This window comes from Pandoraea sp., from assembly GCF_004297875.1.
Classification (GTDB): domain Bacteria; phylum Pseudomonadota; class Gammaproteobacteria; order Burkholderiales; family Burkholderiaceae; genus Pandoraea.
In genome coordinates, this window is the sequence record NZ_SCSK01000006.1 from 57,144 (window position 1) to 79,645 (window position 22,502).

Annotated in this window: 21 protein-coding genes; 16 read left to right on the forward strand and 5 right to left on the reverse strand. The window is 65.5% G+C overall.

Annotated features, from left to right (window positions below; translation table 11 throughout):
* Positions 1 to 60 precede the first annotated feature (60 nt).
* Positions 61 to 1,878, forward strand: coding sequence for a phosphogluconate dehydratase (gene edd, locus EPN80_RS02525; RefSeq protein WP_293023276.1), 1,818 nt, complete (start codon positions 61 to 63; stop codon positions 1,876 to 1,878).
* Here the strand turns inward: edd and EPN80_RS02530 are convergent.
* Complete coding sequence (locus EPN80_RS02530; RefSeq protein ID WP_293023278.1) at positions 1,873 to 3,162, reverse strand: glycerol-3-phosphate dehydrogenase/oxidase; 1,290 nt, start codon at positions 3,160 to 3,162, stop codon at positions 1,873 to 1,875. The two genes, edd and EPN80_RS02530, sit on opposite strands and share 6 nt — an antisense overlap.
* A gap of 147 nt (positions 3,163 to 3,309) precedes the next feature.
* On the opposite strand from EPN80_RS02530, the gene EPN80_RS02535 reads away from it, so the two are divergent.
* From EPN80_RS02535 to EPN80_RS02565, 7 genes are all read left to right on the forward strand, one after another.
* A complete protein-coding gene (locus EPN80_RS02535; protein WP_293023281.1) occupies positions 3,310 to 3,939 on the forward strand; it encodes a phosphatase PAP2 family protein in 630 nt (209 codons plus the stop codon).
* A 139-nt stretch (positions 3,940 to 4,078) separates the two neighbouring features.
* The gene (gene hemL, locus EPN80_RS02540) at positions 4,079 to 5,374 is read left to right on the forward strand and encodes a glutamate-1-semialdehyde 2,1-aminomutase (protein ID WP_293023282.1); all 1,296 of its coding nucleotides are present in this window, start codon (positions 4,079 to 4,081) and stop codon (positions 5,372 to 5,374) included.
* A gap of 90 nt (positions 5,375 to 5,464) precedes the next feature.
* Positions 5,465 to 6,085 carry a LemA family protein gene (locus EPN80_RS02545; RefSeq protein WP_293023283.1) on the forward strand — a complete coding sequence of 207 codons (621 nt, stop codon included), beginning with the start codon at positions 5,465 to 5,467 and terminating at the stop codon, positions 6,083 to 6,085.
* Positions 6,086 to 6,096: 11 nt separating this feature from the next.
* A complete protein-coding gene (locus EPN80_RS02550) occupies positions 6,097 to 7,023 on the forward strand; it encodes a YgcG family protein (RefSeq protein ID WP_293023285.1) in 927 nt (308 codons plus the stop codon).
* A 5-nt stretch (positions 7,024 to 7,028) separates the two neighbouring features.
* Positions 7,029 to 7,538 (forward strand): TPM domain-containing protein, encoded by a 510-nt coding sequence (locus EPN80_RS02555; RefSeq protein ID WP_293023287.1) that lies wholly within the window; start codon positions 7,029 to 7,031, stop codon positions 7,536 to 7,538.
* Between the two features lie 14 nt (positions 7,539 to 7,552).
* The gene (ribD, locus tag EPN80_RS02560) at positions 7,553 to 8,674 is read left to right on the forward strand and encodes a bifunctional diaminohydroxyphosphoribosylaminopyrimidine deaminase/5-amino-6-(5-phosphoribosylamino)uracil reductase RibD (RefSeq protein ID WP_293023289.1); all 1,122 of its coding nucleotides are present in this window, start codon (positions 7,553 to 7,555) and stop codon (positions 8,672 to 8,674) included.
* Between the two features lie 2 nt (positions 8,675 to 8,676).
* Positions 8,677 to 9,312 carry a riboflavin synthase gene (locus tag EPN80_RS02565; RefSeq protein WP_293023291.1) on the forward strand — a complete coding sequence of 212 codons (636 nt, stop codon included), beginning with the start codon at positions 8,677 to 8,679 and terminating at the stop codon, positions 9,310 to 9,312.
* On the opposite strand, the gene EPN80_RS02570 is transcribed toward EPN80_RS02565, so the two are convergent.
* Positions 9,275 to 10,477 carry a D-alanyl-D-alanine carboxypeptidase family protein gene (locus EPN80_RS02570; RefSeq protein WP_293023293.1) on the reverse strand — a complete coding sequence of 401 codons (1,203 nt, stop codon included), beginning with the start codon at positions 10,475 to 10,477 and terminating at the stop codon, positions 9,275 to 9,277. The two genes, EPN80_RS02565 and EPN80_RS02570, sit on opposite strands and share 38 nt — an antisense overlap.
* Before the next feature lie 436 nt (positions 10,478 to 10,913).
* On the opposite strand from EPN80_RS02570, the gene EPN80_RS02575 reads away from it, so the two are divergent.
* From EPN80_RS02575 to EPN80_RS02590, 4 genes are all read left to right on the forward strand, one after another.
* Positions 10,914 to 11,729 carry an acetoacetate decarboxylase family protein gene (locus tag EPN80_RS02575; protein ID WP_293023295.1) on the forward strand — a complete coding sequence of 272 codons (816 nt, stop codon included), beginning with the start codon at positions 10,914 to 10,916 and terminating at the stop codon, positions 11,727 to 11,729.
* Complete coding sequence (locus EPN80_RS02580; protein ID WP_293023297.1) at positions 11,726 to 12,694, forward strand: proline dehydrogenase family protein; 969 nt, start codon at positions 11,726 to 11,728, stop codon at positions 12,692 to 12,694. Before EPN80_RS02575 ends, EPN80_RS02580 begins: the two co-directional genes overlap by 4 nt.
* A gap of 18 nt (positions 12,695 to 12,712) precedes the next feature.
* The gene (locus EPN80_RS02585; protein WP_293023299.1) at positions 12,713 to 13,549 is read left to right on the forward strand and encodes an AraC family transcriptional regulator; all 837 of its coding nucleotides are present in this window, start codon (positions 12,713 to 12,715) and stop codon (positions 13,547 to 13,549) included.
* A gap of 183 nt (positions 13,550 to 13,732) precedes the next feature.
* Entirely contained in the window at positions 13,733 to 14,989 is a 1,257-nt protein-coding gene (locus EPN80_RS02590; protein WP_293023301.1) for an EAL domain-containing protein, read from the forward strand.
* Here EPN80_RS02590 and EPN80_RS02595 read toward each other — a convergent pair.
* Positions 14,986 to 15,894 carry a LysR family transcriptional regulator gene (locus EPN80_RS02595; protein WP_293023303.1) on the reverse strand — a complete coding sequence of 303 codons (909 nt, stop codon included), beginning with the start codon at positions 15,892 to 15,894 and terminating at the stop codon, positions 14,986 to 14,988. The genes EPN80_RS02590 and EPN80_RS02595 overlap by 4 nt on opposite strands.
* Before the next feature lie 89 nt (positions 15,895 to 15,983).
* Between EPN80_RS02595 and EPN80_RS02600 the strand changes: the two genes are divergently transcribed.
* From EPN80_RS02600 to EPN80_RS02610, 3 genes are read left to right on the forward strand one after another with little or no spacing between them, the layout of a single operon-like run.
* Positions 15,984 to 17,057, forward strand: coding sequence for a nitronate monooxygenase (locus EPN80_RS02600; RefSeq protein WP_293023305.1), 1,074 nt, complete (start codon positions 15,984 to 15,986; stop codon positions 17,055 to 17,057).
* A 49-nt stretch (positions 17,058 to 17,106) separates the two neighbouring features.
* Positions 17,107 to 18,402 carry an MFS transporter gene (locus EPN80_RS02605; RefSeq protein WP_293023307.1) on the forward strand — a complete coding sequence of 432 codons (1,296 nt, stop codon included), beginning with the start codon at positions 17,107 to 17,109 and terminating at the stop codon, positions 18,400 to 18,402.
* 1 nt (position 18,403) lies between these two features.
* Positions 18,404 to 19,618, forward strand: a complete 1,215-nt coding sequence (locus tag EPN80_RS02610; protein WP_293023309.1) for a YbfB/YjiJ family MFS transporter — start codon at positions 18,404 to 18,406, stop codon at positions 19,616 to 19,618.
* On the opposite strand, the gene EPN80_RS02615 is transcribed toward EPN80_RS02610, so the two are convergent.
* Positions 19,528 to 20,991, reverse strand: coding sequence for an MFS transporter (locus EPN80_RS02615; RefSeq protein ID WP_293023310.1), 1,464 nt, complete (start codon positions 20,989 to 20,991; stop codon positions 19,528 to 19,530). The genes EPN80_RS02610 and EPN80_RS02615 overlap by 91 nt on opposite strands.
* Before the next feature lie 145 nt (positions 20,992 to 21,136).
* Here EPN80_RS02615 and EPN80_RS02620 point away from each other — a divergent pair, with 145 nt between their 5' ends.
* Positions 21,137 to 22,045, forward strand: a complete 909-nt coding sequence (locus EPN80_RS02620; RefSeq protein ID WP_293023312.1) for a LysR family transcriptional regulator — start codon at positions 21,137 to 21,139, stop codon at positions 22,043 to 22,045.
* A gap of 21 nt (positions 22,046 to 22,066) precedes the next feature.
* On the opposite strand, the gene EPN80_RS02625 is transcribed toward EPN80_RS02620, so the two are convergent.
* Entirely contained in the window at positions 22,067 to 22,378 is a 312-nt protein-coding gene (locus tag EPN80_RS02625; RefSeq protein ID WP_293023315.1) for a cupin, read from the reverse strand.
* Between the last annotated feature and the right edge of the window lie 124 nt (positions 22,379 to 22,502).

Genomic DNA, 22,502 nt, shown 5'->3' on the forward strand with positions numbered 1-22,502 from the left:
ACACTAAAGTGTAGTTTAACTACACTTAAACACAAGTCCCGAGGCGAAATCCGGTCAATCATGGCAATCCACCCCACCCTTGAAACAGTCACCGAGCGCCTTCGCGCACGCAGCAGGGACACGCGCCAAGCCTACCTGGCAGGCATCGATCATGCACGGCGCACGCAGCCAGGGCGCGCCGCCCTCGGATGCGCGAATCTGGCCCATGCCATGGCGGCAGCGCCTGCCGACGATCGCCTGAGGCTGCGCACCGAACTCAACCCCAATCTCGCGATCGTCACGGCCTACAACGACATGTTGTCCGCGCACCAGCCTTTCGCGGCTTTTCCCGACATCATCAAGGCGACCGCGCGTGCCCACGGCGCGAGCGCGCAGGTCGCCGGCGGCGTGCCGGCAATGTGCGACGGCATCACCCAGGGTTACGCAGGCATGGAGTTGTCGCTGTTCTCGCGCGACATCATCGCGCTGGCGACCTTCGTCGCGCTGTCGCACCAGGTGTTCGACGCCGGCATTTTCCTCGGGGTATGCGACAAGATCGTGCCGGGCCTGGTGATGGGCGCGCTCGGCTTCGGCCATTTGCCGGCGGTGTTCGCCCCGGCCGGTCCGATGCCCTCCGGCCTGCCGAACGACGAGAAGTCGCTGATTCGCCAGCAATACGCCGCTGGCGAGATCAGTCGAGAAAGGCTGCTGGATGCCGAATTGTCGGCCTATCACGGCGCCGGCACCTGCACCTTCTACGGCACGGCCAACAGCAATCAAATGCTGATGGAATTCACGGGACTGCACTTGCCGGGCGCATCGTTCGTCAATCCCGGCACGCCCCTGCGGCACGCGCTAACGCAAGCAGCCACCGCACGTGCGGTGACGCTGGCGCGCAGTGGCGCAACACTGGCGGCAATGTTCGACGAGCGCGCCGTCGTCAATGGCGTGGTCGGTCTGCTGGCCACTGGCGGCTCCACCAACCACACGCTGCACCTGGTGGCAATGGCACGCGCCGCCGGTCTGCTGCTCACCTGGCAGGATATCGCCGAGCTGTCGGAGGCGGTGCCACTGCTCACACGCATCTATCCGAACGGATCGGCCGACGTGAACCAGTTCCAGGCGGCCGGCGGCCTGAACTTCGTGATTCGCGAGTTGCTCGCGGGCGGCCTGCTGCACGCCGACGCCGGCACCGTGATGGGAGCAGGCCTGGATGCATATACTCAGGAAGCCGGTCTTCAAGACAACGCGCTGTGCTGGCGGCCTGCGCCCCAGGCCAGTCTGGACGAATCGATCGTGCGCCCGCTGAGCAATCCGTTCGCGTCCGAAGGCGGGCTGCGCGTGCTGCACGGCAACCTCGGGCAGGCTATCGTCAAATCCTCGGCGCTCAAGCCCGAGCAGCATCGCGTGCGCGCGCCGGCGCGCGTCTTCTCCTCGCAGGAGGACGCTCAGGCCGCTTTCAAAGCCGGCGAGCTGGCGCGCGACGTAGTGGTGGTCGTGCGCTTCCAGGGGCCGCAAGCCAACGGCATGCCCGAATTGCACAAACTCATGCCGATGTTGGGTCTGTTGCAGGATCAGGGACATCGCGTGGCGCTGGTGACCGACGGACGCATGTCGGGCGCCTCCGGCAAGGTCCCGGCGGCGATTCACGTGTCACCGGAAGCGATCGCTGGCGGGCCCCTGTCGCGCGTGCGCGACGGCGACGTGATCGAGCTCGACGCGACGACCCGTCGTTTGACGTGCGAAGTCAGCGAGAATGATATGGCGCGACGCGAAACCGCCGCGCCGCCTGAGCGGGCGCTCGACCCATGGCGCAATATGCTCGGATTGTTTCGGCACCACGTCGGCACGGCGCCGCTCGGCGCATCGGTGCTGTTTGGCGGCGCTGACGTGTCATGAGGCGCCGGCGAGCTTGAGCCGCTCGGTGCGGCAAGGGGCCGGCGGCAATTGCCCGATGCGGATTGCCGTATCCAGTGTGTCTTGCGCCATGCGCCGGTAAGTGGTCCATTTGCCGCCGGTGACGGTGATCATGCCGTCGCGCTCGACCCGGATCAGATGTTCTCGCGAGAGCTCGGCGGTAGACGATGAGTCCGCCCTGACCAGCGGGCGCAAACCGGTGAAATGCGCGAGAATGTCACCCCGCCCGGGCTGGCGACTCAAGTATTGACCCGCCGTTTGCAGCAGGAAATCGATCTCCTCGTCGCGCGGTTGCGGCTCGAACGGGGTGTCCTCGCGCGGCACGTCGGTGGTGCCGATCAGCGTTTTGCCGTTCCATGGCAGCACGAACAGCACCCGTCCGTCGGCGGTATTCGGAATCAGCAGCGCATGCCCACCCGGCCAGAACGACGCATCGAGCAGCAGATGCGTGCCCTGGCTGGGCGAGACCAGTGCCTCGGCACCCGGGTCGGCGAGCCGGCGGATTGTGTCGACCCACACGCCGGTCGCGTTGATCACACACTTGCCGCTCAGCGCGTAGACTTCGCCATTGTCCTCGGCGCGCACCTCGATGCCCTGCGCGCGGCCATCGGGCCGTAGCGGCACGCCGGTCACGCTCATGTGTTCGAGCGCCACCCCGCCCAGCTCGTGCAGCGTATTGGCCAGCGCACGCGCCAGACGCAAATCGTCGAATTGGCCGTCGTAATAGAGTACCCCGCCGCGCAGGCCTTCAGTCTTGAGCGACGGCACGCGCGCGAGCGTGGCGCGACGCGACAACCAACGGGCCGGCGCCAGACGGCGGCGGCCAGCCAACGCGTCGTAGATTTTCATGCCCGCCCAGTAAAACGGCTGTTCGAACCACCGGTAACAGGGAATCACGAACGGCAGCGCGTGACAGATGTCCGGCGCGATGTGCAGCAACGTGGCGCGCTCGTGCAGCGCCTCGCGCACCAGTTTGATGTTGCCCTGCGCCAGATACCGCACGCCGCCGTGCACCAGCTTGCTCGAGCGCGACGAGGTACCGCTGCCGATCGTGCGCGCCTCGACCAGCACCGTCGAGAAGCCGCGCGAAGCGGCATCGACCGCGCAGCCCAGGCCGGTCGCGCCGCCGCCGATGACGATCACGTCCCATTGACGCTCGGCGCGCAAGCGGGCCAGACCGGCGTCCCGGGCTGCCTCGTGGGGCAAGGGTTCGCCGCGCAACTGCGCGGGCGCGGTCGGATTTTCCGGTGAAACATCCAATTTCATGGTACGCGAGATTCCTTCGGCAAGTTGGGTGCCAGGCAGTGGCGCCCATTGTAATCGCGCACCCGGGCAGATGCGCTGCTGCGCGTGGCCGCAACCGCCGGCAACCCGCCGCCCAGCGCTGAACTCGCGGGGGTTGTGATAGTCTCAATGCCCGTTGCCGCCTTGCCTTTGCCGATGGAAGCCTTCAATCACATCTCGTTTCTCTGGCTCAATGCCCCGGCCGACACGCCCGCCTGGCAACTCGCCGCAGCCGCGGTGCTGGCCAACGGTCTGATCTATCTGGTGCCGCTATGGCTCACCGGCCTCTGGCTGGTGGGCGGTGGCGCGCGCCGCGCCGCAGTGCAGGCCACGGTCGCGGCCGCCGTGGCGCTGCTCATTAACGCCGGCATCGGCCAGGCATTTTTCCATCCGCGGCCGTTCATGGTGCATTTTGGCACCAACTTCCTGCCCCACGCGCCGGACAGCTCGCTGCCGAGCGATCACACCACCATCATGTTCGTTACCGCGCTGATGCTGCTGCGCGCGGCCGAACCGCTGCCGCGCCGCAGCGGCCGGGCGCTGCTGCTATTGACGATCCCGACCGCGTGGGCGCGCATCTTTCTCGGCGTGCACTGGCCGCTCGATATCGTTGCCGCGCTGATCGTCTCCGGCATCGCCTGCCTGCTGATCAGCAGTGCGCCGGGGCGTCGCCTTTGCGGCGCACTGCAGACCGGGCTGGAATCGATATACCGCGCCATGCTGGCGCGCCCGATCGCCCGCGGCTGGCTCAGGCCCTGACGCGCCGCCCGCCCGGTCGGCAGTCGCATCCGTTAGAATTACTCCAGATTCGCAGCGCGCCCGTTGCCGCGCGCTGCCCGCTGACCATCCGGCAACCGCAGTCTGGCTGGCCGATCGACTTTGTCCTCAGGTGAATTCCATGTCTTGCAATCAAGCGCTGTTCGAGCGAGCCCAACAAACCATTCCCGGCGGCGTCAACTCCCCTGTCCGGGCTTTTCGCTCGGTTGGCGGCACGCCGCGTTTCATCGCGCGCGCCGAGGGGCCCTATATGTGGGATGCCGAAGGAACGCGCTACATCGATTACATCGGCTCGTGGGGGCCGATGATCGTCGGTCATCTGCATCCGGACGTCGTGCGCGCGGTCGAAACCGCGCTGCATCAAGGCTTCAGTTTTGGCGCACCGACCGAGGCCGAAGTGCTGATGGCCGAGACGTTGTGCCGGCTGGTGCCGTCCATCGAGCAGGTGCGACTGGTGTCGAGCGGCACCGAGGCCACCATGAGCGCGCTGCGCCTGGCACGCGGCTTTACCGGTCGCAACAGGATCGTCAAATTCGAAGGCTGCTACCACGGTCATGCCGATAGCCTGCTGGTCAAGGCCGGTTCTGGCCTGCTGACCTTCGCCGATTCGACCAAAAACGCGCCATCGTCGGCCGGCGTGCCGGAAGAGGTCACGCGCCATACGCTGGTGCTCGAATACAACAACGTCGAGCAATTGCGCGAGGCGTTCGCCGCGCAAGGCAGCGAGATCGCCGCGGTCATCGTCGAACCGGTGGCCGGCAACATGAATCTGGTGCGCGGCACGCCGCACTTCCTGCAAACCATGCGCGAATTGTGCAGCGCCCACGGCGCGGTGCTGATTTTCGACGAAGTGATGAGCGGCTTTCGCGTCGCCCTGGGCGGCGCCCAGGCGCTGTATGGCATACGCCCGGACATGACCTGCCTGGGCAAGATTATCGGCGGCGGCATGCCGGCCGCGGCCTTTGGCGGGCGGCGCGAGATCATGCAACATCTGGCGCCGCTGGGCGGCGTCTATCAGGCCGGCACGCTGTCGGGCAATCCGCTGGCAGTGGCCGCCGGCTTGAGCACGCTCCGCTTGATCGAGCAACCGGGTTTTCATGACCGTCTGGCGGCGCAGACCGCCAGACTCGTCGAGGGTTTTCGCGCAGCGGCCGCAGCGGCCGGCGTGCCGTTCTCGGCCGACAGCGCAGGCGGCATGTTCGGACTCTACTTCCGCGCCGAGATCCCGGCCAGCTATGCCGAGACGACGGCTGCCGACGTGCCGCGTTTCAATAAATTCTTTCACGCCATGCTCGCGCGCGGCGTCTACCTGGCTCCGAGCGCGTTCGAAGCCGGCTTTGTCTCGAGTGCACACAGCGACGACGTGCTGGCGCAAACGCTCGACGCCGCCCGCCAGGCCTTCAAGGAAATCGCGTAAGCTGGCGACATCGGCCCGCGATGCGATCATGCACCGGGCCATTCGCGTGCTATCTTGCTGGCTGGCCCACTCTGTCAGGAAAGGAAAGACATGTCTGTTGCTCGCCTCGATGCTTCCTCAGCGCTGCTCCGCTGGTCCCGCTGGCTGGTCATCGGCCTGCTGGCCAGCTTGCTGTCGGCATGCGGCTATAACCAGATCCAGGTGCAGGACGAGGCGGTCAAGGCGGCATGGAGCGAAGTGGTCAACCAGTACCAGCGCCGCGCCGATCTGGTGCCGAATCTGGTCAATACGGTCAAGGGCTATACCAAGCACGAACAATCGACGCTGGTGGCTGTGACCGAGGCTCGCGCCAAGGCTACCAGCATTCAGGTGACCCCCGAAGTGCTCAACGATCCGGCGGCCTTCCAGCGCTTCCAGCAGGCGCAAAGCCAACTGACCGGCGCGCTCTCGCGCCTGATGGCGGTCAGCGAAAACTATCCGCAATTGAAGGCCGATAGCCTGTTTCTCGATCTCCAGTCGCAGCTCGAAGGCACTGAAAATCGCATTTCGGTAGCGCGGGCGCGCTATATTCAGGCCGTCGAGAAATACAACGTGCTGGTGCGCCGCTTCCCCAATAATCTGACCGCCAAAATGTTCGGCTATCACCCCAAGCCGAACTTCACGGTGGAAGACGAGAAAGCCATTTCGACGGCACCGGCCGTCAAATTCTGAAGGCCGCTCCGATGACCCACGCGCTTGCCCCATTCTCGCCGAGCCAGCGCCCGACTCGCGCGCTGCGCCGGTGGCTGGCGGCTTGGCTTGTGCTGCTGTGCGGTTGCTGGCTCGCTCCGTCGGCGCTGGCTGGCGACGCTGCCCAAGTGCCGGTGCCGCCGCTTACCGCGCGGGTGACCGACCTGACACAGACACTGAGCGGGGCCCAACGCGCTTCGCTCGAGAACCAACTGGCGCAATACGAAAAGCAGCACGGCAGCCAGATTTTTATCCTGATGGTGCCCAGCACCGCGCCGGAGACCATCGACCAATACAGCATTCGCGTGGCCGATGCCTGGAAAGCCGGCCGCAAGGGCATCGACGACGGCGTCATTGTGCTGATCGCCAAGAATAACCCGCCCGATTTGCGCCGCATGCGCATCGAGACGGGCCTGGGTGTGCAGGGCACGCTCACCGATGTCATGAGCGGGCGCATCCTGCGCGACGTCATGGCGCCGCGCTTTCGCCAGGGTGACTTCTACGGCGGTCTGAGTGCCGGCGTGGCCGTTATCGAGAGCTTGGTGACCCAATCCGACCTGCCGACACCGACCTCGCTGCCGGCGGCCAAGGCGCCCAATTCCGAATGGCGCGATTTCCTGCCGCTGCTGTTCATTCTCGGTGTAATGGTCTTGGTGCTTTCGTTGGAGCGCCCGCGCCGCCCGCCCACCGGTGGCCAGCCGTTGGATGGCGATGATCCGAACCAGCGGGTATATTCCGGCCAGCGCGGGCGCTTCGGCACCGGCATGCTGGGCGGCGGGCTCGGCGGATTCGGTATCGGCGGACTGGGAGGCTGGCGCAACGGCGGCGACTTCGGCAACCGCGGTGGCGACATCGGCGGCGGCTTCGATGGCGGCGGCGGTGGCGGCTTCGACGGCGGCGGCGCGTCCGGCAACTGGTGAGCACGATGCGACGACGCGATATCTCCCGTTTCTTTCGTCACCTCGGCACGCTGCACGCGCATGCCCGCTGGCTGTTCCCGCCCAGAACGCTCGACGCCATCGAAGCGGCCATCCGCGCCAGCGAGGCCGAGCACCGTTGCGAGATCCGGTTCGTCATCGAGGCCGCCATGCCGCTACGCGAGGTGTGGTATGGACGCACTTGCCGGCAGCGTGCGCAATCCCTGTTTCGCCAGCTTCACGTCGGGCGTACCGAAGCACACACCGGCATCCTGATCTACATCAACGTGGCTGACCGCGATATCGAACTGATCGCCGATCGGGCCATTACCGACACTGTCGAGCCCAGCGCCTGGAGCAAGGTCGTCGAACTGCTCAGCCAGGGGTTCCGCCAGCAACAGTATCAGCAGAGCGCGCTGGCCGCGCTCGCCGAACTGCATGCGATTGCCGTGACCCATTTGCCCGCCCGTGCCGGCGCGCAGGTCAACGAACTCAGCGACCGGCCGCTGATTCTCTAGCCGGCCGCCTATTTATGTTCTCCGCACAAGACTTCGATTTCATGCGCCGCGCGCTGGCACTGGCCGAGCGCGGCATGTTCATCACCACGCCCAATCCGCGGGTGGGATGCGTGCTGGTGCGCAGTGGTGAAATCATCGGCGAAGGTTTCACGCAGCCGGCCGGCCAGGATCATGCCGAGATCCAGGCGCTCAAGGACGCGCGCGCGCGTGGCAACGAGGTACGCGGCGCGGTCGCTTACGTCTCGCTCGAGCCCTGCAGCCACTTCGGCCGCACACCGCCATGCGCCAATGCGCTGATCGAGGCGGGCGTGGCGCGCGTGATCGCGGCGATGGAAGATCCGAATCCGCAGGTCGCCGGCCGTGGCTTCGCCATGCTTCGACAGGCCGGCGTCGATGTGCGCTGCGGCCTGCTCGAGAACGAAGCGCGCGAATTGAACATCGGTTTTGTTGCACGCATGTCGCGCGGCTCGCCGTGGGTGCGCCTGAAAGTGGCCGCCAGTCTCGACGGCAAGACCGCGCTGCACAACGGGCTCAGCCAGTGGATCACCGGTCCGGCCGCGCGCACCGACGGCCATTGGTGGCGCGCACGAGCCTGCGCACTGCTTACCGGCATCGGTACAGTGCGCGAAGATGATCCACAGCTCACCGTGCGCGCCGTCGCCACGCCGCGCCAGCCGCTGCGCGTGCTGGTCGACAGCGCGCTCGACGTGCCGCTCGGTGCGCGCATTCTCGCCGACGGCAACGTGCTGGTGGCGCACGCCAATGGCGATCCGGCACGCGTCGAGCGCCTGCGCGCACTGGGGATCGACTTGCTCAATGTGCCCAATGCCCACGGCAAGGTCGATCTGCCGGCGCTGTTGCGCGCGCTGGCGCAGCGGGGCATCAACGAGCTGCATGTCGAGGCTGGCTTCAAGCTCAATGGCTCGCTGTTGCGCGAGCACTGCGTGGATGAGCTGCTGGTGTACCTTGCCCCGTGCCTGCTGGGCGACGCGCGCGGCATGTTCAATCTGCCGGCGATCGATACGCTCACGCAGGGCGTCGCGCTCGAATTTCACGATACCCGCAAGTTCGGCCCCGACCTGCGCCTGATGGCGCGCATCGTGCGGCCGGACGCAGCCCCATCAGCAAGGAGTTAAGGATGTTTACCGGAATCGTCGCGGCCGTGGGCCGCATTGATGCAGTCACGCCGATCGACGGCGACGCCGACAGCGGAATCAGGGTCCGCGTTGTCGCGCCGGAATTGGACCTGTCCGACGTCGCAATCGGCGACAGCATCGCCATCCAGGGCGCCTGCATGACCGTGGTTGCCAAGGCCGGCACCAGTTTCGACGTCGACATTTCGCGCGAGAGCCTGAACAAAACCGTTGGCCTGGACGCGCCTGGCGAGGTCAACCTCGAAAAAGCCATGCGCCCTCACGACCGCCTGGGTGGCCACATGGTGTCAGGGCATGTCGACGGCCTGGGTACCGTCACTCACTTTGCCCCGGTCGGCGAATCGCACGAACTGCGCATCCTGGCGCCGGCCGAACTGGGCAAATTCCTCGCCTATAAAGGGTCGATCACCGTCAATGGCGTCAGCCTGACGGTCAATCGCGTGACCGACCAGGCCGACGGCTGCGAGTTTTCCATCAATCTGATCCCGCATACCGTGGCCGTCACGACACTGCGCCATTTGCAGGCCGGCAGCCAGGTGAATCTCGAGATCGATTTGATTGCGCGGTATGTGGAGCGGATGCTCAGCGCACCGCCAACACCTCGTTGCGCGGAGCAATGACGAAGCAGGACTTACCTCGCAGGTCGCGCCGCACGCAAGTCGCGCGGGCGCGCGACTCCGTCAGCCCGGTCAGCCGCACCACCCAGATCCGGCGGTGATGCCGGAGCAGGCCGACGACGCGCGCATCGCCATGCCGCGCGTCTCGCAGTAGGCTCGCCTGGCGGCGCGCAAGGGCATAACCGTCGTAAGCGCCAACCTGGGCGGTCCAGTTGGCCGATCCGCCCCTGGTCTCATGATCTGCGCGCGCGACCAGCGGATGGCGCGGCGATGGATGCGGCGCCGGGAGCGTGACCCGTACGCGCCGGCGCGCAAGCGACTGCACCGGGGCCGGGGCAGCGGCGTCGGTGGCATCGACAGCGCTATCGGCGACCGCCGGCGGCACATCGTGATTTGCCGCAAGCATCTCGCCAGGCTTGGCATCCGACGCAAACCCGGCATCGAGCAGTTTGCCCATAGTGCCATACGCCATACTCCACGACTGCGCATGAAGCTCGACCCCGACCAGCAACCGGCCATCGCGCACCGCCGCGGTCACGACATTGAAACGGGCGGCATCCGTATAGCCGGTTTTCATGCCGATCACGCCGGGGTAGTGTCCGAGCATGCCGTTCAGATTGTGGATCACGCGCCCCTCGAACACGAAGCTGGGAACCGCGAACATATAGCGGTATTGCGGATAGGTCAGCAGAATGTGACGAGCCAGTATCGCCACATCGTAAGCGTCGACCACTTGCTCGGGGTCGGGTAATCCGGAAGGGTTGCGAAAACTCGTGTGAAGCATGCCCAGTGCATGGGCGCGCGCCGTCATGGCGCGGGCGAACCGCTCGATACTGCCGTGGCCAAGATACTCGCCAAGCGCGGTCGCGGCGTCGTTGGCCGACAATGTCGTCATGCCCAATATCGCCTGACGCACCGTGATGGTCTGGCCCGGCCGCAAGTCGAGTCGCATCCGCTGAACCCCGGCGGCCGCCCTGCTCACGGGAATGCGCGTATCGAGCGTCAGCCGCCCGGCATGCAATGCCTCGAACGCGAGTTCGAGCGTCATCAGCTTGGTCAAGCTGGCCGGATATCGCTCCGTGTGGGCGCCATGCTCGGACAACACGCGGCCGCTGGTGACATCCATGACAACCCAGTCGGTGCCCGGAAACGTGGGCACGCCGATCATGCTAGCCGCCCGAGCCGGGGAGATCGCAGCGCACATCATTACGCCGAAAACCGCTGTGAGCACTACAGCCCATTTTCTCTGGATGACTATCCAGGCTCGCGCCGCGTCCAATTACCCTACCCCCTTCAATATGGCTGGCCCCTGACTGAAGCAGCAGGGGAAAAATGCCGTTGCTGGCCAATTAAGCCGACAATATACAGGAGCGAGGCGGCGCGCGACACCCGGGTGTGGCCTAGTTGCCTCATGGCGGGCCAGGTCCGCCGGGGTCGGCGTCCCACTCGCGGTAGATCACCCCCGTCTCCGACCTCGCCTTGGCGTGCAGTCGCGTGAGGTCGGGCGGCCGGATCCTGCACACCATGCCACCCAGCACTAGCGTTCAAGACGCGCTACCCGCCGATGCTCAAACTGGCTCTTTGGCTCACGACAAGGAGGCAGCATGCTGCAAGGCTATTCCATTCCTCGCACGCCCGCCGGGCGCTCGTCACTCGCGCCGCGCCCACCGTGGCATTACGCGGGTGAGGCCTTGGCCATCGAATTCGAGGCCGATCCGCATGCGCTTGCCGCGTACCTGCCCGCCGGGCTAATGCCCGCCAGTGGGGAGCGCGCGGGGCGCTGCGCGATATTTTTCTGCGAGTGGCAATTCGCCACGGATACAGGTCTCGAATATCTCGACCCGCCTGCCAGCCAGTATCGGGAGACTATTCTGCTAATGGCCTGTGAGCGCGATGGAGCGAGCGCATCGTTCTGCCCATACATCTGGGTGGATCAGGATCTGGCGCTGATGCGCGGCCTGATCCAGGGCTGGCCCAAGCAGTTTGGACGCACCGCCATGACACGCAGCTATGGCGTGCGTTCGCCGGCCTCGCCATCGGCCGGTGCCGGCGGATGCTTTGCCGCTTCGCTGGCGTTCCGCGACCGGCGCGTCGTGGACGCCAGAATCACCTTGCACGGTCGTGGCGATCGGTTGCCGGATCCCGGCTTCGCATCGACTTTCAACGTTCGCCATTTCCCGCGCCTGACCGCAGGCCGGCACGATGAGCCGGCCGTCCACGAACTCGTGCAACTGCGGGCTCGCAATGTCGCTGTCGAAAACCTCATGGTCGGCGAAGCCTCACTCGTCCTGTTCGATCATCCCTGCCTGGAACTCGCGGCATTCAAGCCGCTGTCGGTGAAGCAAGGGTTTCGCATGACTGTGTCGCTCAGCGTGGACGACTTGCTACTGATCGATAATTACCTGGAGCCGACACCGTGAATTCCGTTCAGAATGGGATGATCGCGCTGGCGCGCAGCACGTTCGTCTCGCGCTGGATGCGCCGGCTTGGCAAGCGCACGGCGTTGGCCAAGCGCTTCGTCGGCGGGACGGACCTCGACAGGGCACTGGGCACGGCCGTCAATTTGTTCGCCCGGTATGGCATTCGCGCATCGCTCTTTTACCTTGGCGAGTATGTGCTCGAGCGCGCTGCCATCGAACAAAATGTGAGCCAGGCGCTCGCTGCCATCGATGCGCTGACGCAAGCGGGGCTCGATATACATGTGTCCATCGATCCGACAGCGGTGGGTTTCATGACAAGTCGGGACTACGGCAGCGCCAATGCAACCCGCATTGCACAGCATGCCGCGCGCCAGCCGGTGGTGACCGGGCACGAGCGCCGGGTCATGCTCGATATGGAGGATCTGTCGATGCGTGACCGGACCTGCGAGCTGCACAACGCACTATCCGAACAGGATCTGCCAGTCGCGCTCACCTTGCACGCCCGGCAGCGGCGCACGTGCGACGACTTGCGCCGACTGGTCGACCTGCCGACGGCGGTACGACTGGTCAAGGGGGCTTTCCCCGCCTCGCCGGCCCATGATTTTTCGGGACGCGCGGCCATCGATGAAGCCTATTTCGAGGCCGCTCGCCTCATGCTCTCGCGCCAGGCGCGTGATGCTGGCTTTTATCCTGCGTTCGGCACGCACGACGACCGGCTCGCCGTGTCGATCATCGAACTCGCGCGGCGCCACGGTTGGGCGCCGGAGCAATTCGAGTTCGAGATGCTGTATGGCGTGCGCACCGATTGGCAGCTTAAACTACGCAGCATGGGCTATCGAGTGCGCGTCTATTTGCCGTTCGGCGACGACTGGTGGCCCTATGCGGCCCGGCGGGTAGGCGAGCAGCCGCGCAACGCATGGCTGCTCGCGCGCTCGGCGATCGGCAACGGCTACGGTTTCGGTTAGACGGTTGCGGAGGTGCAAATGACGATATCGAGCTTTACCTGGTATTGCGGCACAACGCTGCCCGGCGAAGTCATGAGCGCCGCCCTCGAGGCCTATCATTTCGAACCCCACTTCCATGATGCCTGGTCAGTCGGTGCGATCGTCGCCGGATGCTGCACATTTTCCTGCCACGGCACAACGCACATTGCCCGCCAGACCGATGTGGTGATCATCCCGCCGCGCGCAGTGCACACCGGCGGCACCTCGGCCACTGCGCTTTGCTACGGCATGGCCTATCTCGAGACCGAGTGGTTCGATGCGCATGCCAAGCTCACCCACGGCGCGCCGGCCGGCTTTCCCGCAGTGGTCATTTCAGACGCGGCGTTGTGCGAGCGATGGGCGGCTGCACTCACCCACCCCGAACTCTCCGACGCGCAACGCAAGCAGGCTATTTCGCTCGCATTGCTGGAGTTGCTCGCGAAATACGGCGTGCGCTCCCCCCCAACGCCGGGCCCTGTCACAGCTGGCGACGCCTGTGCCGAGTTGCAGGCGTCGATGCGCGAGCTCGACCTGCCCAAGGCTGACGTAGATGGCCTGGCACGTCGGTGGGGAATGCACCGCACCACCTTGAGCAAGCGATTCGCGCAGCGCTACGGGCTACCGCCCGACACCTGGCTGCGTAATTGGCGAGCTGCCAAAGCCAAAGCCCTGATCCGCGACGGCGTGCCGTTGGCCGACGTCGCCGCTGCTACCGGTTTTGCCGATCAAGCTCACCTCACGCGAGTGTTCAAACGCATTTATGGGGCGGCACCGGGCGCATTGAGGAAATCTTCTATCAGCCAGCCCGAGCTGATCAACGGTGAGCCAAAAGCCTAGCGAGCCGGCATGGCCGCCGCCGGCAGCGCCGCGCACCGCCATGTCGCCTGAGCGCACCAGAAAAGGGCATGGCAAGCGCCGGCGCGGGCGAACACGGCTGTTCAAGAGCGAAATGCCCGCGCACGCTTCTTGCTCGGCTATTCTGTAGGTAAACTGAGCGCACTTTGGGCGTGACCTACTTACATGATCGACATTGACCCCCCTGGCTTTCAGCCGCCCCGCCCGATTGCCGGCGAAGATGGCAACCGGCGTACCGTGCTGTATGGCGACTACACTGTCTTTAGCGTGTTCCAGCCAGTGTTCTCGGTGTCGCATCGGCGCGCGATCGGTTATCACGCGTCGCTGCGAGCGCGCGACGCCCGGGGCAATACGGTCCCGTCGCACGAGGTTTTCACGCAGGCCGCGCGGCGCGGCGACCTGCTCGAACTCGGGCGGCTCGCGGAGTCTTTGCATCTGGGCAATTTCCAGGTATTCGACAGTCGGGACGAATGGCTCTTCCTGAGCCTGCACCCGGCGGCGCTGCTCGACACGGTCTATGGCGACGTCCTGCTGACGAACCTGAAAACGCTCGGGCTGTCGCCGCAGCGCGTCGTGCTCGAGGTACCGGAGCAGGCTGGCGGCGATACGCCTCGCTTTGGCGCGATCGTCGACGGCTTGCGCAAGGCGGGCTTTCTGATCGCGCTCGGCGGATTTGGCGCCAAGCATTCGAATATTGACCGCGTGTGGCATCTGCATCCGGATATCGTTACGCTCGACCGCGGTATTCTTGCGCAGGCAAGCGAGCACTCCTATCTCGAACGCGTACTGCCGGGGCTGGTGTCGCTGCTGCACGAATCTGGGCAACTGGTGCTGATGGGTGGGCTGAGCACCGAGCGGGAAGCGCTCATTGCGCTGGAGTGCAATGTCGATTTCGTGCAGGGCCAGTATTTCGCAGGCCCCGGCATCGATCCGGTGGAACCGCTGGCAGCCGCGGTCTGCATGGACCAGTTGTCCGACGCATTGCAACTGCGCGTGGCCGAGCGCGAGCGCGCTCTCGCGGCACGCCTGGCGCCTTACGTCGCGGCGCTCGAACTGGCCAGCGAGCTTGCCGCCAACGGGCAAAGCATTGCTCAAGCCGCCAGCGGGCTGCTGGCGCTACCCGATACGGCGCGCTGCTTCCTGCTCGACGCCGCGGGCCGCCAGGTTGGCGATAACGTACTGCCAGGCGGGGACGTGTCGCAACGGGCCAAGCGGTTCAGCCCCCTGCTGCATTCCGAAGGCGCGAGTTGGGCGCGCCGCCCCTATTTCATCGAGGCCATGCGCGCACCCGGGCAGACACATATCACCGCGCCTTACCTATCGATCAATGAAGCGCACCTGTGTGTGACGGCCTCGATCGCGGCGCCAGCCGCGCATGGCATGCAGGTGCTGTGCGTCGACATTAACTGGCAGGTGTCCTAGGGCTGCTGGCGCGGCTCGCCCACCGCCGCAGGCAGCATGTTACGCAGCGCTCCGAACGCCGGCGTCTCATAGCCGTCGCGCCATACCAGCCAGGTGTCGATGTGGCCCAAGGAGATTTGCTGCACAGCCGCCGGCTCGCGTGGGAGTTCGATCACGCTGCGCGGGATCACACTCACGCACGTACCCGATGCGACACAGGCAAGCATCGCGTGATATGAGCCGACCTCCTGGATATCGAAAGGCATTTCGGCCTGCCCAGGCACCTCGCGCAGCCAATCCTCGGCAAATGCCCGATAGGTGCATCCGCCACGAAACGCCGCCAGCGATCGCACCGTCACGTCCTTGGCAGTCTTGACCGGGCGATGCTCGACCGGCAGCACCAGCATCAGTTCCTCGCCAAACACCGGTTGTCCGGCCAGGCCCAACTGCGCGAGGTCGAGCGGTGGCTCGTCTTTGGCTGGCAGCGGTAGCGCGACCAGCGCGCAATCGATGGCCCGGGCCTGCAGGGCCTCCAGCAATTGTCGCGACGGATTGGTACAGAGGCGGATTTGCACCTGAGGCCATTGGCGGTGATAGCTGGCCAGCACCGCCGGCATGCGGCTGGCCGCCGTGCTCTCCATCGAGCCGATGCGCAGCAGGCCATCGGGCACGCCGGGGTGCAGCATCTGACGTGCCTCTTCGGCGAGCGCCAACAGGCTCTGCGCATATCCCAGGAATTTCTCGCCCTGCGTCGACAGGCGTAAGCGCTTGTTGTCGCGCAGGAAAAGCGCCGCACCCAGCTCTTCCTCGAGTTGCTGGATGCGCGTCGTCACATTGGACTGCACGCGGCCCAGCCGCTGCGCGGCGCGCGTGATGCTGAGCTCTTCGGCAACCACACAAAAGATTTCGAGCGTCGAGTGATCCACTTTAATTCTCAAAATAAAAACAAAAATATTGAATAAATCTTTTTCTAAGATAATATACAAAACAAGCTCAACTGACAAGGTGGCTTTCCATGAATCGCACCGACGAAGTATTGCACTTGCTGAAGATCCGGCACCCGATCATCCAGGCGCCAATGGCGGGCGTCTCCACGCCCCGGCTCGCCGCGGCCGTTTCGGAGGCCGGCGCGCTCGGCTCGATCGGCATTGGCGCGAGCACCCCCGACAAGGCGCGCGAAATGATCGTCGCCACGCGCGCGCTCACCGGGCGGCCGTTTAACGTCAACGTCTTCTGCCATCGCCCGGCACTGGCGGATCCCGCCCGGGAATCTGCCTGGCTGACGCATTTGCAGCCCTGGTTCGAATCCTTCGGTGCAACGCCGCCCGCCGCCCTCGGCGAAATTTACAAGAGCTTCCTTGCCGACCGCACCGTGCTCGAGATGTTGTTGCAAGAGCGGCCAGCCGTGGTGAGCTTTCATTTCGGCGTGCCGCCGGTAGACTGGGTGCGCGAGTTGCACGAGGCCGGCATCGTCACCCTGGGGTGTGCTACCACGCCGGAAGAAGCCGGCCAGATCGAAGCGGCTGGAGTGGACGTGATCATCGCGCAAGGCGCCGAGGCGGGCGGTCACCGCGGCGTTTTCGACCCGGCCCAGGGCGACGCACAATTGGGCACGCTGGCGTTGGTGCGCCTGATTGCCATGCAAACACAGCGGCCGGTGGTCGCCGCCGGCGGCATCATGGACGGCCAGGGCATCGCCGCTGCCCTGCAATTGGGCGCCGCGGCCGCGCAACTTGGCACGGCGTTCATTCTGTGCCCGGAGTCTGCCGCCGACGCGAATTACCGCGCAGCGTTGAGCAGCGAACGAGCGCGGCACACGGCCATCACGGCAGCGATTTCGGGGCGCCCGGCACGCGGGTTGACCAATCGCTTCGTCACCGACCTGAGCGGCCCCACATCGCCGCCGGTGCCGGATTACCCGATCGCCTACGACGCCGCGAAAAGGCTCCACGTTGCTGCCGGCGCGCAAGGCAGCAGCGACTTCGCGGCCCAGTGGGCCGGGCAAGGCGCGCCGCTGGCGCGCGCGTTGCCCGCTGCCGAACTGGTCGACACCCTGATGCGGGAACTCGCTGGTGGTCGGACCGCATAGCGCCCGGCCGCCCATCCCTCGATCCTCCTGTTCGCACCTCGCAGGCCTTATGTCATCCCGTACCCATTCCGCCGACTTGCGCACGGCGCACCCCGACAAGATCAGCTATGCCGAGCGCAACGCCCCTTACTGGCGGCGCAATCTAGCGATCTGCGTGTTCGGCTCGTTCACGACACTAGTCAGTCTGAGCATGTTGTTGCCGTTCCTGCCGCTTTACGTGCAAGACTTGGGCGTTGAGTCGTCTTCGGCCATCGTGCAGTGGTCCGGCGTGGCATTCGGCGCCACCTTCTTCGGCACGGCAGTCACCGCCCCGCTTTGGGGGCGTTTGGCCGACCGCTATGGACGCAAGCCGATGCTGGTGCGCGCGGCGATCGGCATGGCCGTGGTGATGTCGCTCATCGGCATGGCGCACAGCGTGGTCCAGTTGGTCGCGCTGCGCCTGCTGGCCGGGCTGGTCGGCGGCTATGCCTCGGCGTCGATCGTAATGGTCGGCACCCAGGCGCCGCGCGAGCGGGCCGGATGGGCCCTGGGCGTACTTTCGACTGGCGCGCTCGCAGGCAATCTGGTTGGCCCGCTGGTAGGCGGCTTCCTGCCTGGCTGGGTTGGCATTCGTGGCACCTTTTTCATTGGCGGGGCGATGATCGCCGTGGCGGCGGCCGCGACCGTCCTGCTGGTGCGCGAAGAGTTCGATCGCGCATTCGACGCCAAGAGCCGCGCCGCCGCTCAGATCGGCACGGTTACACCCCCCGACCGTGCCCGCATGGCGGCGCTGCTGGTGAGCGCGATGATGGTGCTGCTGGCCAATATGTCGATCGAGCCGATCATCACCCTCTATATCGGGCAACTCGGCGTGCCGCCCGATCATCTCGCACGAACGGCGGGCATCGTGATGGCCTGCTCGGCCTTGGGCAGCCTGCTGACCGCCGCCCGCCTCGGCGCTCTGGCCGATCGTATCGGCGCCTGGAATGTCATCGTCGGCTGCCTGCTGCTGACTGGACTGGTAATGGTGCCGCAAGCATTCGTCACCCGGTGGTGGCAACTGGCGGTCCTGCGCTGCCTGATGGGCATGACCATCGCTGGCTTGCTGCCATCGATCGCCAAGCTGGTGCGCCATTCGGTGGCCGAGCACAACTCCGGCAAAACGCTTGGCTACCTGCAGTCGGCGCAGTTCACTGGACAAGTAGTCGGTCCGCTGATCGGCGGGCAAATCGGTGCCCGGGCCAGCCTGCACGACGTTTTTTTCGTCACCGCTTCGCTGTTGGTGCTGTGTGCCGGGCTCAGTCAATGGGTGCGCTCGCGCAAAACACAGCGCACGCCTGACACATTGCTTAACGCAGGAGAGTGAGATGAACAGTAATCCGGCCCAGTCAGGCCTATCGGGCGCGCAAGCGCCCACCGTCGGCGCGTGGCGGGCCACCATGGCCGGTTTCTGCGCCAGTCTCGTCGGCATCGGCATCGCCCGTTTCGCATACACCCCGCTGCTGCCCGCGATCATCGGTGCGCACTGGTTTGCCCCATCGGCGGCAGCTTACCTGGGCGCGGCCAACCTCGCCGGTTATCTTGGCGGGGCGCTGAGCGCCCGGCCGGCCGCGCGTGCCGTGGCGGTACCGACCATTATTCGCGCGATGATGACGCTGGCGACCGCTGCATTCTTCGCGTGCGCATTGCCGGTGTCGTTCCTCTGGTTCTTCCTTTGGCGCTTTGCTTCGGGCCTGGCCGGTGGCGCGCTGATGGTGCTGGCGGCCCCGGCGGTGCTGCCGCACGTGGCGCCAGCACGCCGCGGGCTGGCCGGTGGCGTGATATTCATGGGGGTAGGCGTCGGGATCGCCGCATCCGGCACGCTGGTGCCGCTGCTACTGCGTCAGGGACTGACGCAGACATGGCTGGGGCTGGGTGTGCTCTCACTGCTGTTGACCCTGGCCGCTTGGCGAAGCTGGCCCCGTGGCGATGCCGAGCCGGCTGCTGCCGCCGCGGCGCCACGCCGCGCACATCAAGTCACGACGCTGCGTGCGCTTTACGCCGAGTATGGGCTCAATGCCGTGGGGCTGGTGCCGCACATGATCTTTTTGGTGGATTTCGTCGCGCGCGGCCTCGGCCTGGGCCTGCAAGTCGGAGCCGAATATTGGGTGCTGTTCGGCTTGGGCGCCGTAGTCGGACCGCTCCTGAGCGGTCTTTTGGCAGATCGCATGGGTTTCGGGCGCGCCCTGCGGCTGGCCTATCTGATCCAGGCGCTGGCGGTGTCACTGCCAGCGTTTGGACTCGCATCGGTCTGGCTGATGCTCTCGAGCGTGGTGGTCGGCGCTTTTACGCCGGGCATCGTTCCGCTGGTGCTGGGGCGCGTGCATGAATTGCTTGCGCATCATCCGGCGGAGCAGAAAACCGCCTGGAGCGCGGCGACCACCAGCTTCGCCGTGATGCAGGCCATCGCGGCCTATGGCATGTCGTATCTGTTCTCCAGCCAGGGCGGCGACTACCGCTTGCTGTTCGTCCTTGGCGTGGCAGCGTTGTTGCTGGCATTGGCCATCGACCTGGTAGCGGGACGCGATTCACGACGGTCGTGATCGACAAGCGTCGCGCCCCCCCAAAGCCAACAGGCGAAGCATCCCGCGCATAGCGCAAGACCTGCGATCAGCAGCGCCAGATGCACGTTGCCCAGCGGCTGGCCGATGCGGCTCGCGAGCAACGACCCGAAAACGCCGACACCGATCACGCCGCCGGTCTGACGTGCAGCGTTCAGGGCTCCCGCGGCGATGCCCGCCTGCTGGCGGGGGGCGTTTTCCAGCACGGCGGCGGTCATCGCCGGCACAGTCAGCGCGGCGCCAACGCCAGCGGCCAGCAACGGCGCCACGATGACGCCGTAACGGGTCGCCGACGTGATGCCCAGCAGGGCGAAATAGCCACACGCGGCGATCGCCTGTCCCATCATCATTGGCAACTTGGGACCGAAGCGCGAACTGAGGTGACCGGCAACAAGATTGGCAACGGTCACCAGCGCCGTCATCGGCAGGAAAGCCAATCCAGTCATCAGCGGCGAATAGCCTTTCACCGTCTGGAAAAACAAGCTGAAAACAAACATCAGCCCATAAAAGGCAAAGTTGACGGTGAGCCCGGTCCAGCACGCTACACTCACCGCCGGCGAGCGGAACAGCGACAACGGCAGCATCGGCTCGGCGCTGCGCGCCTGGACAATCAGAAATAGGGTCCCCGCCACGGCGAAGCCACCGAAACCGGTCAGCACCAGCGGGTGCGTCCAGCCCAGCGCGCCGCTCTCGACGCAGCCGATCGTGACGCCCGCCAGCGCGAGCACTGCCAGGAGCTGACCCGCGAGGTCCATGCCCCGCCCGGGTGCTTTGGGGCCCGATGGCGCGTACAACAGCGTCAAGCCAATGCCCACCAGGCCAAGCGGCACATTGATGAAGAAGATGCTGGGCCAGCCCAGCCGATACACCATCAAGCCGCCGACGACCGGTCCGGCCGCCACCGCAAGTCCGCCCACCCCGGCCCAGATGCTGATCGCCCGGGCACGCGGGGCGGGTTCGGGGTAGGCGGCATTGAGCAACGCCAGCGACGCCGGCACGCACAGCGCCGCACCGATGCCCTGGATTACCCGGGCGCCAATCAGCACCGCGATACCGCGTGACAGGCCGCACGCCAGCGAAGCTGCCGTGAACAGCACAAAGCCGGCGACAAACACGCGCTTGGCGCCGAGCCGGTCGCCCAGTGCGCCGGCTGTCAGCAACAGACTCGCGAACACCAGCGTGTAGGCGTTGAGCACCCACTGCAGGCCAGTGACATTCGTCTCGAGCGAGAGCCTGATGCGCTCCATCGCGACGTTGACGACGGTAACGTCGAGCACGACGAGCACAAAGCCGAGACTGGCGGCGACCAGTGTCCAGCCGGGCGAGATGGGACGGCAGGTATTGTGGAGCATCATGAGAGAGGTCCTGGTGTCGAATGGGCAAGGTTCGCAGGCACTCGCCGGCAAGCCGGCGGCGACATGCACCAGAAACCAGTTTTATTGATCGGAATAATTTGATAAAGATGCCTATACTTCGATCATCTTCCACAAATATTTGGTAATGGACCATCTCAAGGCAATGAGCCTGTTCGTGCTGACCGTCGAGCGCGGCAGTCTGTCGGCGGCGGCGGCCGAATACGGCCTTTCGCCGACGATGGTGGGCAATCACCTGCAGGCGCTCGAGGCACATCTGGGCACGCGACTGCTCAATCGCACTACGCGGCGACAGCATCTGACCGAGTTCGGCAAGACTTACTATGACCGATGCATCGAAATCCTTGGACTGGTCGAAGACACGGAGGCGCTCGCGCTCGAATCGCACAAGGTCCCCAAGGGGCGCTTGCGGGTCACCTCTTCGGCCGCATTCGGCACGGAGCGGCTGATGCCGGCGCTGGCCGACTATGCGGCGCGCTATCCGGCCGTCGATCTCGACGTGGTGATCACCGACACCGTGGTGGATCTGGCCGAGGAAGGCTTCGAGGCAGCGATCCGCATCGGCAGCCTGCCTGCCTCGAATCTGATCGCTCGCCCGCTGGCGCCCTATCGGCTCGTCATCTGCGCCGCGCCCAGTTATCTGGCGCGGCACGGCGAACCACGGCGCCCCGAGGAGCTCGGGTGCCACAATTGTCTCGTCTACACCTATTCGTCGCGCTCCGAATGGCGCTCGACCCAGTCTTCCTGGCGCATGAGCGGGCCAGAGGGAGAAATCAACGTGGCGATCGCCGGTCACCTGCAGGTCGATAGTGCGCAGGGCCTGCGCCGCGCGGCGATCGCCGGCATGGGCATCGTCCTGCTGCCGGAAATCATGCTGTCAGAAGATATTGCTGCCGGCCGACTGGTGCGGTTGCTGCCCGGCTATGCGCCGCCGTCCCGCCCGCTGAACCTGCTTTATTTGCAGGACCGACGCATTTCCCCGAAGCTGCGCAGCTTCATCGACTTTGTCGTCGAACGCTTCGGACCGCCAGCCTGATGCCCGCCGAGCGGCGCGCGACTACACACTCCCCGCTTTTTCCATGACCAGGATGCGCGCCTGCCCGACCGGGTGAGCCACGTGCTCCGTGCCGACCGTCGCATGGAATATGTCGCCCGCCAACATCGCCACGACCTTTTCCTCGCCGCTTTCGCGGTAGTGCATGTCGACTCGTCCGCTCATGACCGCAAACACCTCTTCACCGTCGTTGACGTGCCATACGTAGGGCTCATCCGTCCAGTGAAGGCGCACGGTAATGCCGTTCAGATTCGCGATGTCGAGCGCGCCCCAGGCGCGTTGCGCGGTAAATGCGCTGCTTTGGATAAATTGCACGCCGCCCCCCCTTAAAAAAAGTCCGGCCAGTCTAGGAAACGCTCTTCACGCACGCAATGCCGCATGCGGACAAACTTCGGCCGATTTACGCCATGGCCGCTGCAATGCCGATTTGCCGACGACA